A 15,775-nucleotide genomic window follows, 5' to 3' on the forward strand; every position below is an offset into this window, starting at 1 on the left:
GCCTCAAACGCCGGCGGGGCTGAAGGGGGCGGCGGGGCTGAGGGGGCGGCGGGGCTGAAGGGGGGGCTGAAGGGGGGCTGAAGGGGTGGCGGGGGTGAAAGGGTGGCGGGGGTGAAGGGTGGCTTGACCCGTGCGGCATTCGGGCGTAAACCAGAACAACTCAGGCGTGGCGCCCGATGAGGGCTCGCGAGGGGGTGGCAGGGTGCGGGCAGGTCCGGGGTGATTGTCACCTGGTCCGACCATCATCCCCGTCCGGCGAGCAGCGAAGGTCTTCCATGCGACTGCGCAAAGCCCTTGCCCTCACCGCCGTCCTCTCCGCCGCGCTGGTCGCCGCCACCGCGCCCACCGCAGGCGCCGACATCGGTGCGGGCGGGGGCCGGCCCGCACCCGCGCTGCCCTCGCGCGCGCAGGCCACCTGCGGTGACGGGAAGAGTCCCGCCTTCCCCATCGGGGCGCGCATCCGCGGCGGTCCGGCCGTGTACCGCACCGGCGCCGGGGCGCAGACCTGGTACCTGGACCTGACCAACACCACGAACTCCGAGTGCACGGCCATCCACCCGATCGTCGTCTTCACGGACAAGGCCCGCACCCTGCGCCCCGCGCACCTGCGCATGGAGTTCGACGCCCCGGGCGGAACCTTCCCCGTCAGCCTGGAGCGGAGCGACCGCGACGAGATCATCGCCGTCTTCGACGGCGGCGACGCCTTCTCCGGTTTCACCGTCGGCCCCGGCGGGTCCATGACCGTCAAGGTGGGTCTCTCCTTCGCCCCCGACGCCCCCGTCGGCGAGGTCGTCGCCGACGCGGCCCTCGTCCAGCGCAAGGGTGACGACGGCGACTGGATCGGCGAGGCGGGCGGCTACCGGTTCTCGGTCGAGGGGCCGGCCGATCCCGTCGAGGCGGGCTCACTCGCCCACACCGGCCCGCGCGAGTGGGCGTACGGTGCCGGGGCCGTGGCCGCGCTCGCCACCGGGGGCGGACTCCTGCTGGGGGCCCGCCGACTGCGCCGTTCCGCACACTGAACGCCGCGCCACCCCCGTAGCCCCCGTGGCCCCGTCCCGTATCCCCGTACCCCCGTACCCCCGCGGCCCCTTGACTCCGTGGCGCCGGCCGCCCCGCATAGAGTCCCACCGTGGAAGAACAGACCCCGCGTCACCGTCCCGGCTCACCCGTGCGTTCCGGCATTCCCGAGCACGGCCGCATCCCCAAGTACTACGCCGTCAAGGCCCGGATCGCCGAGCTCCTCGACGACCTCGGCGAGGGCGGCACACTGCCCACCGAGCGGGATCTCGCCGAGCGGTACGGGGTGTCCCGCGAGACCGTCCGCCAGGCCCTGCGGGAGCTGCTGCTGGAGGGCCGGCTGCGCCGTTCCGGCCGCGGGACCGTGGTCGCCGGGCCCAAGCTGGAGCAGCCGCTGTCGCTCGCCAGCTACACCGAGGGCGTGCGCCGCCAGGGCCGCCGTCCGGGCCGTCACCTCATCGGCCTGGAGCAGTTCCCCTGCCCGCCCGACGTGGCTCCCGGTATCGGGGCCGAGCCCGGGGAGCCCGTCTGGCACCTGGAGCGGGTCCTGCTGGCCGACGACGAGCGCGTCGGCCTGGAGAGCACGTACATCCGGGTGGCCCGGGCCCCCCGCCTGGACAGTGATTTCCAGCCGGACTCCTCCTTCTACGCGTACCTGCGCGACAGCCTCGGCATCTCCTTCGGCGAGGCCGACGAGAAGCTGGAGACGGTCCTGGCGACCCCGCGCGAGGCCCTGCTGATCGGCACCCCGCCGGCCCTGCCCATGCTGCTCATCCACCGCTTCTCGCGGGACGTGGAGGGCCGGCCGCTGGAGCGGGTCCGTTCGCTCTACCGTGGTGACCGGTTCAGTTTCACGACGCGCCTGCGCGCCGAATAGCGCGGGAGCCATCCACCTGCACCGGCTGAAAAGGGGCATAGTGCGATCACAAAAAGGTAACGGGTCTAGTCCAAGTGTCGAGGGCTGTTCACCGACGCGTTGCCGGACCGATCCTCCCGGGTCACGGGCCGTGCCCACCGTTGGCGGCGTGAGAGTCATAGTCGTCGGAGGCGGCGTGGTCGGCACCATGCACGCCTGGCAAGCAGTCGAACGCGGCCACGAGGTCGTCCAGATCGAGCGAGAAGCGGAGGCCCGCGGCGCGTCGCTGCGCAATTTCGGCCAGATCTGGGTCAGTGGACGGGCCGGGGGCGAAGAGCTCGACACCGCCCTGCGGGCCCGGGAGCTCTGGGAGCGCATCGGCGCGGAGGTGCCCGGCCTCGGCTTCCGCGCCAACGGCTCCCTCACCCCCGTCCGCACCCCTCGCGAACTCGCGGTCGCCGAGGCCGCCCTGGCCCGCCCGGACGCCGCCGCCCGCGGCTACGCACTGGTCACCGCGGCCGAGGCGCGGGAGATCAACCCGGCCCTGCGCGGCACGTTCGAGGCCGCCCTGTGGTGCGAGCGGGACGCGGCCGTCGAGCCGCGCACCGCGCAGCTCCACCTCCGCGAGGCCCTGCGCGCCACCGGCCGGTACACCTTCCTCGCCGGCCGGGAGGTCCGCGAGGTGGTCGGCCCCGGAACCGTCCGCGACGACCACGGCGACGTCCACCGCGCCGACACGGTCGTCCTGGCGACCGGGGCCTGGCTGTCCGGCCTGGTCCGCGAACTCGTCCCCGACCTGCCCGTGCGCCGCGTCCGCCTCCAGATGATGCAGACCGACCCGCTCGGCGAGCGGCTGACCACCTCGATCGCGGACGCCGACAGCTTCCGCTACTACCCGGCGTACAGGTCCCCCGCGCTCGACGCCCTCAATGCCGGGCAGGAGCAGGCGCCGGTCGCCGCCGAGCACAGGATGCAGCTGCTGATGGTCCAGCGCCGGGACGGCGGACTGACCATCGGCGACACCCACGAGTACGAGCACCCCTTCGCCTTCGACACCCTCGAAGACCCCTACGAGCACGTCGCCGCCGTGGCCGAGTCCTTCCTCGGCCGCCCTCTGCCGAGGATCCGCCGCCGCTGGGCGGGCGTGTACGCGCAGTGCACGGACACCACCCGCGTCGTCCACCGCCAGCAGGTGGCCGACGGCGTCTGGCTGGTGACCGGACCCGGCGGGCGCGGCATGACCTGCTCGCCCGCCATCGCCGAGACCACCGCCAACGAACTGGGCTGGTAAGTCAGATGAACGCCAACGCCACCACCGCCACTACCGCCACCACCACCGACATCCGGCACAAGCTGATCGTCCTCGACATGGCCGGCACCACCGTCGCCGACGGCGGCCTCGTCGAGCGCGCCTTCGAGCAGGCCGCCGAGCGCCTCGGCGTCGAACCAGGAACCCCCGACCACGCCGCGAAGCTCCGGTACGTCCTCGACACCATGGGCGAGTCCAAGATCTCCGTCTTCCGCCACCTCTTCGGTACGGAGGAACTCGCCCGCCGCGCCAACTCCGCCTTCGAGGAGGCATACGGGGCACTCGTCGACGGCGGTCTCGTCACCCCGCTGCCCGGCGCCCGCGCCGCGATCGAGGAGCTCCGAGCCGCTGGCCGCACCGTCGTCCTGACCACCGGCTTCGCCCGGGTCACCCAGGACGCCATCCTCGACGCCCTCGGCTGGCAGGACCTCGCCGACCTCACCCTCTGCCCCGCCGACGCGGGCGGCCGCGGCCGCCCCTACCCGGACATGGTGCTGACCGCGTTCCTGCGCGCCGGCGCCGTCGCCGACGTGAGCGACGTCGTGGTCGCGGGCGACACCGCCTACGACATGCTCAGCGGCCGGCGCGCCGGCGCCGGGATCGTGGCGGGCGTCCTCACCGGCGCCCACGACCGCGCGGCGCTCACGGAACACGGTGCGACCCACGTCCTCGGCTCCGTCGCCGAACTCCCCGCCCTCCTCGTGGAGTCGCCGTGAGCGGAATCCGTTTCGACGGGGTCAGCGTCGCCTACGGCGGCAACACCGTCCTGGACCGCCTCGACCTCACCGTCGAACCGGGCGAGGTGATGGCCCTGCTCGGACCGTCCGGTTCGGGCAAGACCACGGCCCTGCGCGCCGTCGCCGGTTTCGTACGGCCCGCCGCGGGACGGGTGCTGATCGGCGGACGCGACGTCACCGCACTCCCGCCGCACCGGCGCGGCATCGGCATGGTCGTCCAGCAGTACGCGCTCTTCCCGCACATGAGGGTCGAGGACAACGTCGCCTTCGGCCTCAGGGCCCAGAAGGCCCCCAGGGCCGAGATACCCGGCCGTGTCGCCGAGGCCCTGGAACTGACCGGCATGGCGGCCTACGCGCGGCGCTACCCGCGCGAGCTCTCCGGCGGCCAGCAGCAGCGGGTGGCCATCGCCCGCGCCCTTGCGATCCGCCCCGGGGTGCTCCTGCTCGACGAGCCGCTCTCCGCACTCGACGCGCAGCTGCGCTCCGGGATGCTCGCCGAACTGGCCCGGCTGCACCGCGAACTGCCCGACGTATCGATTCTGTACGTCACCCACGACCAGGTGGAGGCGCTCACCCTGGCCGACCGGATCGCCGTCATGGACCGGGCCCGGCTGCAGGACTGCGGGACCCCGCAGGACCTGTATCGGGCCCCGCGCACCGAGTTCACCGCCTCGTTCGTCGGCAACGCGAACCTGCTGCCGGTGACGGTGGCCGAGCGCGGCGCGGTCTTCGAGGGCCGGGCGCTGACCCTGGACCGCGGCCGCGCGGCGCCGGGCTCCACGGCCACCCTGTGCGTACGGCCGCACCTGCTCGGCCTCGGGGCCGGCCCCAACGCGCTGAGCGGCACCCTCGCCGAGGTCCAGTGGCGCGGCTCGACGCACCGGCTGTACGTGGACGTGGGCGGCCACCGCGTGAAGGCGGACCTCCCCGAGCTGCGGGAGACGCCCGCGCTGGGGGACCGGATCACCCTGCACTTCGAGCCGCGGGACGCGGTGCTGCTGGCCGCGGGGGTGTCGGATGGCTGAGGCCACGCCGCGCACCGCCGTGCCGGCCACCGCCGCCGTGCCGGCCCCCGACGCCGTGCCGGCCCCTGCCGCGGAGGCTCGGGGCTCCGCCCCGGACCCCGCGCCTCGCACGCCGGCGGCGCCGGATTCGGCTGGCGCCCCGTACGCCCGGGCGGCCCGGCCCGGGATCCGGCTGCCGCGCGGAGCATGGGCGTTGCCGCCCGTCGTCGTGCTCGGGCTCGTGTTCCTGTACCCGCTCGCGCTGGTCGTCCAGCAGTCCCTCACCCCCGAGAACGGCGGCGGCGCGTTCGACGCGTACGCCTCCGTCCTCGCCTCGCCGAGCTTCCACGAGGCCCTCGGAACCACCGTCTGGCTCGCCGTCGGCGCCACCGCCGGCTGCCTGGTCCTCGGCTTCTCGCTCGCGCTGGTCATCGCCTTCGTGCCCTTCCCCGGGGCGCGCGCCGTCGCCAGGTTCATCGACGTCTTCCTCTCCTTCCCCTCCTTCCTCATCACCCTCGCCCTCCTCTTCGTCTACGGAACGGTCGGCATGGCCAACGGCCTCGTCACCGACCTCACCGGCGCCGCAGAGGGGCCCTTCCACTTCCTCACCACGCCCTGGGGCGTCCTGCTCGCGGAGATCACGTACTTCACGCCCTTCGTGATGCGCCCGCTGCTCGCCGCCTTCTCCCAGCTGGACACCGCCCAGCTGGAGGTCGCCGCCGGCCTCGGCGCCCGGCCCGCCCGGATCGTCCGGCAGGTGATCCTGCCCGAGTCCCTCCCGGCCCTCGCCGCCGGCGGCAGCCTCGTCCTGGTCATGTGCCTCAACGAGTTCGGGATCGTCCTGTTCACCGGGGCCAAGGGCGTCACCACGCTCCCGATGCTCATCTACGGCAAGGCCATCCTCGAATCCGACTACGCGGCCGCCTGTGTGGTCGCCGTCGTCAACATCGCCATATCCGTCGGTCTGTTCGGCCTCTACCGGGTGGTGGGCAAGCGTGCTGGTGCATAGCAAGGGCGGCCGCCGGGCCGCCTGGGGCCTCTTCGGACTCCTCTTCCTGCCGCTGTTCGCGCTGCCCCTGCTCGTCGTGGTGGCCGCGTCCTTCTCGACCAACTGGTCCGGCGCCTTCCCCTCCGGCCCGACCACCGCCAACTACGCCTCCGCGGTGCGCGGCGAGTCCCTCCGGGCACTGACCACCAGTCTGGTCACCGCCGTCGCCGCCAGCCTCCTCGCGCTCGCCGTCGGCACCTGGGCCGCGCTGGCCGCGGCCACGCTGAACAAGCGCGGGAAGCGGCTCCTGGACGCGCTGTTCATGCTGCCGGTCGCCGTGCCGTCCGTGGTCGTCGGCCTCGCCGTGCTCGTCGCCTTCAGCCGGCCTCCGGTCCTGCTCAACGGCACCGGCACGATCGTCGTCCTGGCACACACGATCCTCGTCACGGCCTTCGCCCACCAGTCGGTCTCGGCGGCGATCGTCCGGCTCGACCCCGCCTACGAGCAGGCGGCGGCCTCCCTCGGCGCCCGTCCCTCCCACGTCCTGTGGCGGGTCAAGCTCCCCCTCCTGCTGCCGTCCCTGTCGGCCGCCGCCGGACTCTGCTTCGCCCTGTCCATGGGTGAGCTGAGCGCCACGATGATGCTCTACCCGCCGGACTGGATGCCCCTGCCGGTCCGCATCTTCACCGCCACCGACCGCGGTTCGCTCTTCAGCGGCTCGGCCGTCGCCGTGGTCCTGATGGTCACCACCCTGCTGGTCCTGCTGGCCGTCTCCCGCGTCCGCACCAGGGCCTCGTACCGCTGACCCCCGCCCCGATCCCCTGCTGACTCCCTTTCCCCGTAAGGAAGTTCCATGACCGGCAACAGACTCCTCCGCGCCACCGTCGCCGTCACCGGCAGCCTCGCCCTCGCCGCCCCCCTCACCGCCTGCGGCGGCTCCTCCGCCGCCGATTCCCGGGGCGGCGAGAAGGTCGTCACCGTCTACAGCGCCGACGGCCTCAAGGGCGAGAAGGGCGACGGCTGGTACGACAAGGTCTTCGCCGACTTCACCAGGAAGACCGGCATCGAGGTCAAGTACGTCGAGGGCGGCTCGGGCGAGATGGTGCAGCGCGCCGTCCGCGAGAAGACCAACACCCAGGCCGACGTACTGATCACCCTGCCGCCCTTCATCCAGCAGGCCGACGGCAAGGGCCTGCTCCAGTCCTACAAGCCGCAGGGCTCCGACAAGGTCAACGGTGCGGCCAAGGCCGCCGACGGCAAGTGGACGTCCGTCGTCAACAACTACTTCGGCTTCATCCACAACAAGAAGGAGCTCCCCGAGGCCCCCAGGACCTGGGAGGAACTGCTGGACGCCAAGTACAAGGGCAAGCTGCAGTACTCCACCCCGGGCGTCGCGGGCGACGGCACCGCCGTGCTCATCAAGGCGATGCACGACTTCGGCGGCAAGGAGCCGGCGATGGAGTACCTGAAGAAGCTCCAGGCCAACAACGTCGGCCCGTCCTCCTCCACCAGCAAGCTGGCGCCCAAGACCGACAAGGGCGAGCTGCTCGTGGCCAACGGCGACGTCCAGATGAACTTCGCGCAGTCCAGGTCCATGCCGAACCTGGGCATCTGGTTCCCGGCGAAGGAGGGCGGGAAGCCCACCAGCTTCGCCCTGCCGTACGCGGCCAGCCTGGTCGACGGGGCCCCGCACACCGAGAACGGCAAGAAGCTCCTCGACCACCTGCTCAGCGAGGAGGCCCAGCAGCTGGTCAGCGGGATCGGCGGCGGCTTCCCGGCGCGCACCGACGTCAAGCCCACCGACGCCAACGCCGTCGAACTGACCAGGATCATGACGGGCGTCGAGATCTTCGAGCCGAACTGGGCCGACATCGACGAGAACCTCACCGGCTACGTCGATGCGTGGAAGTCGGCAACCGGAAGCTGACCGGTTACTTCCTGGCCACCCAGGACCGGCAGAGTGACGCTTGCATAACAGGTCTGGACCGAAGACCGCACCTTCGGTCCGGACCCGACCGGCCCCGCCCCACCCCGCACCTCCCGTGCCGAACGCCCCGCTCCTTTCGCCACTCACTTGCTCCCAGGAGGAGTACGTGTCCCCTGTCCTGCCCGGACGTCGTGCCATCGCCGCGACTGCCGCCACTTCCGCCCTGATCGCCGCCACCGCGGCGGCCACCCCCGCCGGCGCCGCCGACGCGGCGGCGGCCAACACCGACAAGGTCCTCGTCATCGGCATCGACGGCGCGGTCCTGGACCGTGTCAAGGTCGCCAACGCGCCGAACCTGAACGGCCTGATGGCCCAGGGCCTGACCGCCCGCAGCACCCTCTACGCGAACCCGATGGCCGCCACCTCCTCGGGCCCCGGCTGGTCAACCATCGCCACCGGAGTCTGGCCCGACAAGCACGGGGTGAAGGACAACTCCTTCACCGGCAAGAACTACACCGCCCACCCGGACTTCCTGACCCGCATCGAGAACGCCAAGCCGACGCTCAACACGTACGCGGCCGCCGACTGGGAGCCCATCACCTCCACCGACCAGAACGGCCCGATCTTCTCCCCGAAGGTCGACAAGCGCCTCTCCCTCAAGGGTGACCGCGACGGCTACCGCAACGAGGACCCGAAGATCGCGGCGGCGGCCGCCGCCGAGCTGCAGGGCCAGAACCCGGACGCGGCCTTCGTCTACCTCGGCGAGATCGACGCGGCCGGCCACTCCCACGGCGCGGCCAGCCAGCAGTACCTCGACACGATCGCCCGCGTCGACACCCTGGTCGGGCAGCTCCTGACCGCCGTCCAGAACCGCCCGACGTACGCCCAGGAGAACTGGAAGGTCCTGGTCACCACCGACCACGGGCACACCAACTCCGGCGGCCACGGCGGCTCGACCATCCAGGAGCGCGGCACCTTCGTCATCGCCAGGGGCCCGGGCATCCCGGCCGGTTCGGTGCGCGACGACGTGAAGCTGGTCGACGTCGCAGCGACCGCCCTCGCCCAGGTCGGCGTCAGCGCCCCCGGCATCGACGGCACCCCGCTGAACGCACCGGACGACGACCCCTTCGACACCCTGCGCCCGAACCTCCGGGCACGCGTGGACGAGACGGGCATCCCGGCCGGGGTGAAGGGCTTCACACACACCCCGCCCGCCGGCTGGTCCGTGGACAACTCCGGGATGGGTACGGGCGGTGTCACCGAGTGGGCCGGCTGGGCCTTCGCCACCGACGAGTTCTGGAGCCAGTCGCAGCGCGACCAGTGGCGCGAGCTGAACGTCCGCTCCCGTGACGTCTTCGCCGTCGCCGACTCCGACGAGTGGGACGACAAGAGCCACACCGGCACCTTCGACTCCACCCTGATCACCCCCAAGTGGGCGGTCACGGGCGGCAGCACGCGCAATCTCACCTTCCAGACGCACTACCGCCAGGAGGCCGGCCAGACCGCCCAGGTCCTGGTCTCCTACAACGGCGCCGCCCCGACCGTGGTGAAGTCCTACACCGCCGACGCCGTCGCCAGGGCCGAGTCCCTCGCGCTCCAGGTCCCGGCCGGCGCCACCGACGTCCAGATCCGCTTCCGCTACAGCGGCAACAACAACTGGTACTGGACCGTCGACAACGTCCGCCTGGGCTGACCGCTCCCCCCTCGTGGTCCGGGCTGTGGACGCCAGGGACGTCCACGGCCCGGCCCCGATAGGGTGGTAGAGACCAGAGGTCGCAGGTCACCGAGAGCGGAGAACAGTCCAGTGGCAGAGCGCAAGCCGATCGAATCCTGGCTCACCGACATGGACGGGGTCCTCATCCACGAGGGCACCCCGATCCCCGGCGCCGATGCCTTCATCAAGCGGCTGCGCGAGTCCGGCAAGCCCTTCCTGGTGCTGACCAACAACTCGATCTACACCCCCCGCGACCTCCAGGCCCGCCTGAGCCGCATGGGACTCCAGGTCCCCGTCGAGAACATCTGGACCTCGGCGCTGGCCACCGCGAAGTTCCTCGACGACCAGCGTCCGGGCGGCACGGCGTACGTCATCGGCGAGGCCGGCCTGACCACGGCCCTGCACGACATCGGCTACATCCTGACCGACCACGAGCCCGACTACGTGGTCCTCGGCGAGACCCGGACGTACAGCTTCGAGGCGATGACCAAGGCCGTCCGCCTGATCAACGCGGGCGCGCGCTTCATCTGCACCAACCCCGACGAGACCGGCCCCTCCACCGAGGGCCCGCTCCCGGCCACCGGCGCGGTCGCCGCGCTGATCACCAAGGCGACCGGCAAGAAGCCGTACTTCGCAGGCAAGCCGAACCCGCTGATGATGCGCACCGGACTGAACGCCATCGGCGCGCACTCGGAGACCAGCGCGATGATCGGCGACCGGATGGACACCGACGTGCTGGCCGGTCTGGAGGCGGGCATGCAGACCTTCCTCGTCCTCACCGGTCTGACCACCGAGAAGGACACCGAGAAGTTTCCGTTCCGCCCGACCAAGACGGTCGCCTCGATCGCGGACCTGGTCGACCTGGTCTGACGCGTACGGCCGAACGGGCGTACCGCGTTTGGGGCGTACGGCCGACACGTACGGCGCCGCTCCGGATGCGCGGCGGCGCGCCGCGCGTGAATCTCCTTGTCGAGGAGGTTCACCATGCGCAGTGTTCCGATTGCTGTCCGAGTCACCGCGATGGCCGTCGCCCTGGCGGCATTCTCGGTGGTGTCCGCGCCGATCGCCCTGGCGGGCGAGGAGGACCGCGGCGACCGCGGGGACCGCGGCGGCAGCATCACGGTCGACCCGAATCCGGCTCACCCCGGAGCGCAGGTCAAGCTGCGCGTCCAGGGCTGTGACGGCACCCGCGGAGCGGCCAAGTCCGCCGCCTTCGTGTCGGACGTCGACCTGTACGGCCGGGACGGCGACCGCAGTCCGCTCTACGGGTCCGCGACGATCAGCTCGCACGTCTCGCCCGGCTGGCACGCCGTCCGGGTGACGTGTGACGGCCGGGACAAGGTCACCGGCTCCGTCCAGATCTCCCACTACCGCCCGTCCCACCACGCCACCCCCATCTGGCCGGTGCACGCGGGCGGCGGCGGCATGTCCGCCGAGCTGGCGGCGGAGTCGGCCAAGAAGGACCACAGCGCCGACGGCCCCGGTCTGCCGCACACGGTGATCGGCGCCATCCTGGCCGCGGTGGCCACCCTGGCCGTCGCGGGCCGGGCGCTGACCCTGCGCCGCCGCCGCAGCGGTGAGTGAGGACAGGGCCTCCGCCGGCGGCCGGCTGCTGACCTTCGCCGCCTGGGCGGTGCTGGTCCTCGGCCTGTGGCTGTGGGGCCGCGAGCTCACCGTGCCGCCGGCTCCGACCGCCGGTCAGGCGGGCGGGACGGTGGGGCCGGGCCTGCCGGCGGCGCACGCCCCGCTCGCCGCCGCGCCGCCCCAGCGGGTCGACGTGCCGTCCATAGGCATCCAGGCCCCGGTGATCCCCCGGGACCTGGACAAGGACGGTGCGATCGAGCCGCCCCCGTACGACCGGCCGGGCACGGTGGGCTGGTGGGGCCGGGGCACCCAGCCGGGGACGGCCGGGACCGCGCTGATGGTGGGGCACGTGGACACCCGCTCGAAGCCGGCGGTGTTCTACGGCCTGAGCTCGGCGCAGCCGGGCGACAAGGTGCGGGTGGTGCGGGCGGACGGTTCGGTCGCCGAGTTCACGGTCGAGGACGTACGGGTCTACGAGCGCGCGGCCTTCGACGCGCACAAGGCCTACGGCCAGCGGGTCCGGGGCCGCGCCGAGCTGAGGCTGGTGACCTGCGGGGGTACGTACGACAAGGCGGCCAAGGAGTACACGGCGAACGTGGTGGTCTCCGCCTATCTGACGGGCGTGGGCGCCCGCCCCGGCGCGCCGGGCACGGCGGCCTGAGCAGCAGTCCGGCCAGAGGGAACGAAGAAGCCCCTCGCAGCTTTCGCTGCGAGGGGCTTCCTCCGTCTGTGCGCCGCCAGGGACTCGAACCCCGGACCCGCTGATTAAGAGTCAGCTGCTCTAACCAACTGAGCTAGCGGCGCTTGCTGACAGAGAAAACTCTACCCCACCTCCGGGTGTGCCCGTGACCAGCCACGCCCACCTTGTCCGATTAACCCATGTTTGGGGTGCTTATCGTGCACGATATGTCTGCGCGTGCCGCATCTGATGCTTTATCAGGTGCGGCTCCCGCCGACCAGTGGACGAGTGGACGAGCAGGGGAGTGGACGGAACCGCATGACGATGCAGCCTCCGACGCATGTGCAGATGCCGATGCCCGGTTTCGAGGAGTACGAGCCCGCGGGCGACTGTGTGTGCCGGGGATGCGCCCAGCGCCGCCGCGCCCTCGCCCGCGCGCGGGCCATACCGCTCCGGGACGGGGGGCACCCGGCCGCACGCGGGGCCCGCCGGGCACTGGTGCTGGCCACCGCCGCGGGAGTGGTCCTGGGCGGCAGCAGTGCGGCCGCCGTGGCCGTGACCACACCGGCCCCGGGGCCGGTGGCCCTGGACGACCCCGGCTCCCCGCAGGGCGGCCGGACCCCGCTGCACGGTCCGAAGGGCCCCAAGGGCCGGCCGGTCGGGAAGCCCGGCGCTCCGGCCAAGCCGGGCGCCGTCCGCCGGATCGACCGCGCGACGATCATCAACCGCGCGAAGCTGTGGCTGGACGCCCAGGTCCCGTACAGCATGTCCGAGTACTGGTCGGACGGATACCGGCAGGACTGCTCGGGCTACGTCTCCATGGTCTGGAACCTCGGTACGAACGAATGGACCGGCAGCCTCGACAAGTTCGCCACCAAGATCACCAAGGATGAGCTGCTGCCCGGGGACATGCTGCTCTTCCACAACCCGGCGGACCCCAACAACGGCTCGCACGTGGTCATCTTCGGCGGCTGGGTCGACGAGACGCACACGCACTACGTCGCCTACGAGCAGACGCGCCCGAACACGCGGAAGCTGGCCACGCCCTACGGATACTGGAGCAACCCGGCGAAGTACGTCCCGTACCGGTTCAACGGGGTACCGGCCACGATCCTGCCCGAGATCCCGGCCGCCGAGCCACCGGCCGAGCCGCCCGCCGCGGGCTCCAAGCCGGGGGAGGCGAAGACCTTCCCGGGCGCGGACAAGTTCGGCCCCGGCGCCACGAACGACCACGTGGCCCAGCTCGGCAGGATGCTGATCGAGCGCGGCGCGTACCGCTTCTACCCCAAGGGCGTGGCCGACCGGACGTGGAGCGACCACGACAAGCTCGCCACCGCCGCCTTCCAGCGCGCGCAGGGCTGGACGGGCGCGGACGCGGACGGCATTCCGGGCACGCACACCTGGCGGCTGCTGGTCGAGCGCACGGGCCGCAACATCCCGCCGACGGTGGCGGGCGCGCCCGGACCGGGCGGCGTACGGGCCTACCCCGGCGCCGTGGTGTTCCGCCCGGGCCAGTCGCACGAGGCCATCAGGGCCCTCGGCCGCCAGCTGGTGAAGAAGGGCTTCGGCAAGTACTACACATCCGGTCCGGGCCTTCGCTGGAGCGAGGCCGACCGCCGCAACGTCGAGGCCTTCCAGCGCGCGCAGGGCTGGACCGGAGCCTCGGCCAACGGCTACCCGGGCCCGGAAACCTGGCGCCGGCTGTTCGCATGACGGAGGTAACGATGTTCCCCACGCGCACCACCTCGACGACGGGCACCTTCCGAGTGCCGCCGCTGACCGCCCGGGCGACGGAGCCCGCAGTGGCCGCCGAGACCTCCTTCGGCTGGGCCGCGACCGCGCCCGCGCCGCATGCGGCGCCGGAGCACGCCGCCCCCGCGCCCGTCCGGCCGACCCCCGTCACCGAGCCGGGCCCGCCACCGGCGGGCGGCCCGGTCGCCTCCGTACCGGTGCCGGGTGGGTCGCCCCACCGGGCTGCGGGACCGGACGTCCCCGGGCCTCACCCCGTGCGGTCGGCGGAGCCCGCCGGGCGGTCGGCGCCGGAGCATGCAGTGGCCGCCGAGGTCCTGCCCGGGCAGGCCGCTTCCGCGCCCGTGCGGGGCGGGTCGCCCCACCCGGCTGCGGGGCCGGACGCCCCCGGGTTCCACCCGGTGCGGTCCGTGGCGCAGGCCCCGTGGCCGGTACGGCTGGGCGGACCGGCGGCGCCGGAGCAGGCGGCGGTCGCTGCCGAGGTCCTGCCCGGGCAGGGCGCCTTTGCACCCCACCCCGTGTGGCTCGCGGAGCCCGCGCACCCGGCGGCTGCCGAGGCCGCGTCCGACCGGGCCGCACCGGCCCCGGCGTACGCGGGCGCCGCGCCGGGCGCGCAGCCCGAGCACGCCGTGGCCGCCGCCGTGCTGCCGGAGGTGCCCGCGGCCCGTGCTCACCCGGACGCCGACGGCGACCAGGTGGACATCCCGCACCCGCAGGACGCGCAGGAGCCCGCCGACACGGCCACCCTGTGCCTGCGTACGACGGCCGAAGCCGAAGCCGAAGCCGAAGCCGAAGCCGAAGCCGAAGCCGAAGCCGAGGCAGAGGTCGAAGCCGAAGCCGAGGCCGAGGCAGAGGTCGAAGCCGGCGTCGAGGCCGCGCCCGGACCGGCGGACCCGGCACCGCATTCCGGCGTGCGCGGGCCCGGACCGGTCGAGATCGTCGCCCAGGCGGTGGCGCGCGGCCTCGACGGGGCCGCGGCGCCGAATCGCCCGCGCCCCGGAGCGAACCGCGGCACCTCGGTCGTCGAGATCCCGGTGCACCTCCCCTTCCACGGCACGCGGCAGCTCCCGGCCGCGGCCCCCGCGACGCCCGTCGCGGCCCGTGCCCCCCGCCCCGCCCCCGGCCGCCGCGTCCCCCGCGGCGACGACCGGCTCCGGGAGCACCGCGGCCCGGTGCTGCCCGGCTGGGTCGGCGTGGCCGTCGGCGGGATCGCGCTGGCCGGCTGCGTGGCCGTGCTCTGGCGGACCGGGGTGGTCCCCGCCCCGTTCGTGGCGGCCTTCGGCGCGAGCCCCCGCGCCTACCACGGCCTGCGCGCCACCCACTGGCCCCCGCTCGCCTTCCTGGGCATCGTCGCCCTCGTGGCGCTCGGCGGACTGGGCAGGGCCCGCACGGGGCACGCCTGGGTGCTCACCCTCTTCGGCCGCTACCGCGGCACGGTCCGGCGTACCGGCCTGACCTGGGTGAGTCCCCTCCTGCTGCGCCGCCGGGTCGATGTACGCCTGCGTCACTGGCGCAGCGACCCCATGCCCGCCGTGGACTCGGGCGGTCTCGCCCTCCAGGTCGTCGTGCAGGTCGTCTGGCAGGTCAAGGACACGGCACGGGCCACCCTCGCCGTCGAGGACCACACGGAGTACCTCGCCGAGCAGGTCGAATCGGCGATGGCCCGCGTGCTGTCGCAGCTGCCCGCCGACGCCTTCCACGAGGACGCCCCGACCCTGCGCGACGCCGAGGCCGTCGGTGACGCGCTGACCCGGATGCTGGCGGCCGAGACGGAGGCGGTCGGGATCGAGGTGTTCTCGGCCCAGCCGACCCGGATCGAGTACGCGGCCGAGGTCGCCGAGGCCATGCGCCGCCGCCGGGTCGCGGCGATCGACGCCAAGCACCGGGACACCGTGCTGACCTCGGTCGTGGACGCGGTGGACGACACCGTCCACCGGCTGACCTCGCGCGGGCTGGTCGAGCTCGACGACTACGAGCGCAAGGCGCTGGTGAAGGACCTCACGGTCGCCTTCTACACGGGCCGCTCCGAGTAGCGCGACGAGGACGTCGGGGACGTCGGGGACTGCAGGAACGACAGGGACGACGGGAACGGGTGGCCGGAATCGACCGGACCACCCGTTCTTCCATTGGTATGGACATGGCCAACTCTCGTCAATAATCTGGGACTTGGTCTAGACCTGAATCCCCACACGCGCGCGCTCTCGTCGAACT

14 protein-coding genes and 1 tRNA gene are annotated in these 15,775 nt (G+C 73.0%); 14 read left to right on the forward strand and 1 reads right to left on the reverse strand.

Translation table 11 applies throughout. The features are described from left to right. Window positions 1–275 precede the first annotated feature (275 nt). The 12 genes from ACWGE1_RS19150 to ACWGE1_RS19205 all read left to right on the forward strand — a co-directional run bounded on the left by ACWGE1_RS19150 (window position 276) and on the right by ACWGE1_RS19205 (window position 11,797). Window positions 276–1,019 (forward strand): hypothetical protein, encoded by a 744-nt coding sequence (locus tag ACWGE1_RS19150; protein WP_453421675.1) that lies wholly within the window; start codon window positions 276–278, stop codon window positions 1,017–1,019. Window positions 1,020–1,129: 110 nt separating this feature from the next. Beyond that, window positions 1,130–1,894: a GntR family transcriptional regulator gene (locus ACWGE1_RS19155; protein ID WP_453421676.1), complete on the forward strand. Its 765-nt coding sequence runs from the start codon at window positions 1,130–1,132 to the stop codon at window positions 1,892–1,894. Between the two features lie 148 nt (window positions 1,895–2,042). Next, complete coding sequence (locus ACWGE1_RS19160) at window positions 2,043–3,164, forward strand: TIGR03364 family FAD-dependent oxidoreductase (RefSeq protein ID WP_453421677.1); 1,122 nt, start codon at window positions 2,043–2,045, stop codon at window positions 3,162–3,164. 5 nt (window positions 3,165–3,169) lie between these two features. Continuing rightward, window positions 3,170–3,898, forward strand: coding sequence for a phosphonatase-like hydrolase (locus ACWGE1_RS19165; RefSeq protein WP_453421678.1), 729 nt, complete (start codon window positions 3,170–3,172; stop codon window positions 3,896–3,898). Continuing rightward, window positions 3,895–4,944: an ABC transporter ATP-binding protein gene (locus tag ACWGE1_RS19170; RefSeq protein ID WP_453421679.1), complete on the forward strand. Its 1,050-nt coding sequence runs from the start codon at window positions 3,895–3,897 to the stop codon at window positions 4,942–4,944. The genes ACWGE1_RS19165 and ACWGE1_RS19170 overlap by 4 nt, the downstream gene beginning before the upstream one ends. Beyond that, a complete protein-coding gene (locus tag ACWGE1_RS19175) occupies window positions 4,937–5,932 on the forward strand; it encodes a 2-aminoethylphosphonate ABC transporter permease subunit (protein ID WP_453421680.1) in 996 nt (331 codons plus the stop codon). The genes ACWGE1_RS19170 and ACWGE1_RS19175 overlap by 8 nt, the downstream gene beginning before the upstream one ends. Further along, on the forward strand, window positions 5,919–6,716 hold the full coding sequence (locus ACWGE1_RS19180; RefSeq protein WP_453421681.1) for an ABC transporter permease: 798 nt from the start codon (window positions 5,919–5,921) through the stop codon (window positions 6,714–6,716). The genes ACWGE1_RS19175 and ACWGE1_RS19180 overlap by 14 nt, the downstream gene beginning before the upstream one ends. A gap of 48 nt (window positions 6,717–6,764) precedes the next feature. Next, window positions 6,765–7,838: a 2-aminoethylphosphonate ABC transporter substrate-binding protein gene (locus tag ACWGE1_RS19185; protein WP_453421682.1), complete on the forward strand. Its 1,074-nt coding sequence runs from the start codon at window positions 6,765–6,767 to the stop codon at window positions 7,836–7,838. A gap of 166 nt (window positions 7,839–8,004) precedes the next feature. Further along, window positions 8,005–9,531, forward strand: coding sequence for an alkaline phosphatase family protein (locus tag ACWGE1_RS19190; protein WP_453421683.1), 1,527 nt, complete (start codon window positions 8,005–8,007; stop codon window positions 9,529–9,531). A 111-nt stretch (window positions 9,532–9,642) separates the two neighbouring features. Further along, the gene (locus ACWGE1_RS19195) at window positions 9,643–10,422 is read left to right on the forward strand and encodes an HAD-IIA family hydrolase (RefSeq protein WP_453421684.1); all 780 of its coding nucleotides are present in this window, start codon (window positions 9,643–9,645) and stop codon (window positions 10,420–10,422) included. A gap of 114 nt (window positions 10,423–10,536) precedes the next feature. After that, entirely contained in the window at window positions 10,537–11,136 is a 600-nt protein-coding gene (locus tag ACWGE1_RS19200) for a hypothetical protein (protein WP_453421685.1), read from the forward strand. After that, on the forward strand, window positions 11,129–11,797 hold the full coding sequence (locus ACWGE1_RS19205) for a class F sortase (RefSeq protein ID WP_453421686.1): 669 nt from the start codon (window positions 11,129–11,131) through the stop codon (window positions 11,795–11,797). The genes ACWGE1_RS19200 and ACWGE1_RS19205 overlap by 8 nt, the downstream gene beginning before the upstream one ends. A 69-nt stretch (window positions 11,798–11,866) precedes the next feature. On the opposite strand, the gene ACWGE1_RS19210 is transcribed toward ACWGE1_RS19205, so the two are convergent. Further along, a tRNA-Lys gene (locus ACWGE1_RS19210) sits at window positions 11,867–11,940 on the reverse strand. 223 nt (window positions 11,941–12,163) lie between these two features. Between ACWGE1_RS19210 and ACWGE1_RS19215 the strand changes: the two genes are divergently transcribed. Next, window positions 12,164–13,528 (forward strand): peptidoglycan-binding protein, encoded by a 1,365-nt coding sequence (locus ACWGE1_RS19215; RefSeq protein WP_453421704.1) that lies wholly within the window; start codon window positions 12,164–12,166, stop codon window positions 13,526–13,528. 11 nt (window positions 13,529–13,539) lie between these two features. Further along, complete coding sequence (locus ACWGE1_RS19220) at window positions 13,540–15,597, forward strand: SPFH domain-containing protein (RefSeq protein WP_453421687.1); 2,058 nt, start codon at window positions 13,540–13,542, stop codon at window positions 15,595–15,597. Window positions 15,598–15,775 lie beyond the last annotated feature (178 nt).

This window comes from Streptomyces sp. NPDC054932 (assembly GCF_053610205.1).

Coding starts and splice junctions, on each gene's coding strand:
- ACWGE1_RS19150 (WP_453421675.1), top strand. CDS start 276: ATGCGACTGCGCAAAGCCCTTGCCCTCACCGCCGTCCTCTCCGCCGCG.
- ACWGE1_RS19165 (WP_453421678.1), top strand. CDS start 3,170: ATGAACGCCAACGCCACCACCGCCACTACCGCCACCACCACCGACATC.
- ACWGE1_RS19175 (WP_453421680.1), top strand. CDS start 4,937: ATGGCTGAGGCCACGCCGCGCACCGCCGTGCCGGCCACCGCCGCCGTG.
- ACWGE1_RS19185 (WP_453421682.1), top strand. CDS start 6,765: ATGACCGGCAACAGACTCCTCCGCGCCACCGTCGCCGTCACCGGCAGC.
- ACWGE1_RS19200 (WP_453421685.1), top strand. CDS start 10,537: ATGCGCAGTGTTCCGATTGCTGTCCGAGTCACCGCGATGGCCGTCGCC.
- ACWGE1_RS19215 (WP_453421704.1), top strand. CDS start 12,164: ATGCCGATGCCCGGTTTCGAGGAGTACGAGCCCGCGGGCGACTGTGTG.
- ACWGE1_RS19220 (WP_453421687.1), top strand. CDS start 13,540: ATGTTCCCCACGCGCACCACCTCGACGACGGGCACCTTCCGAGTGCCG.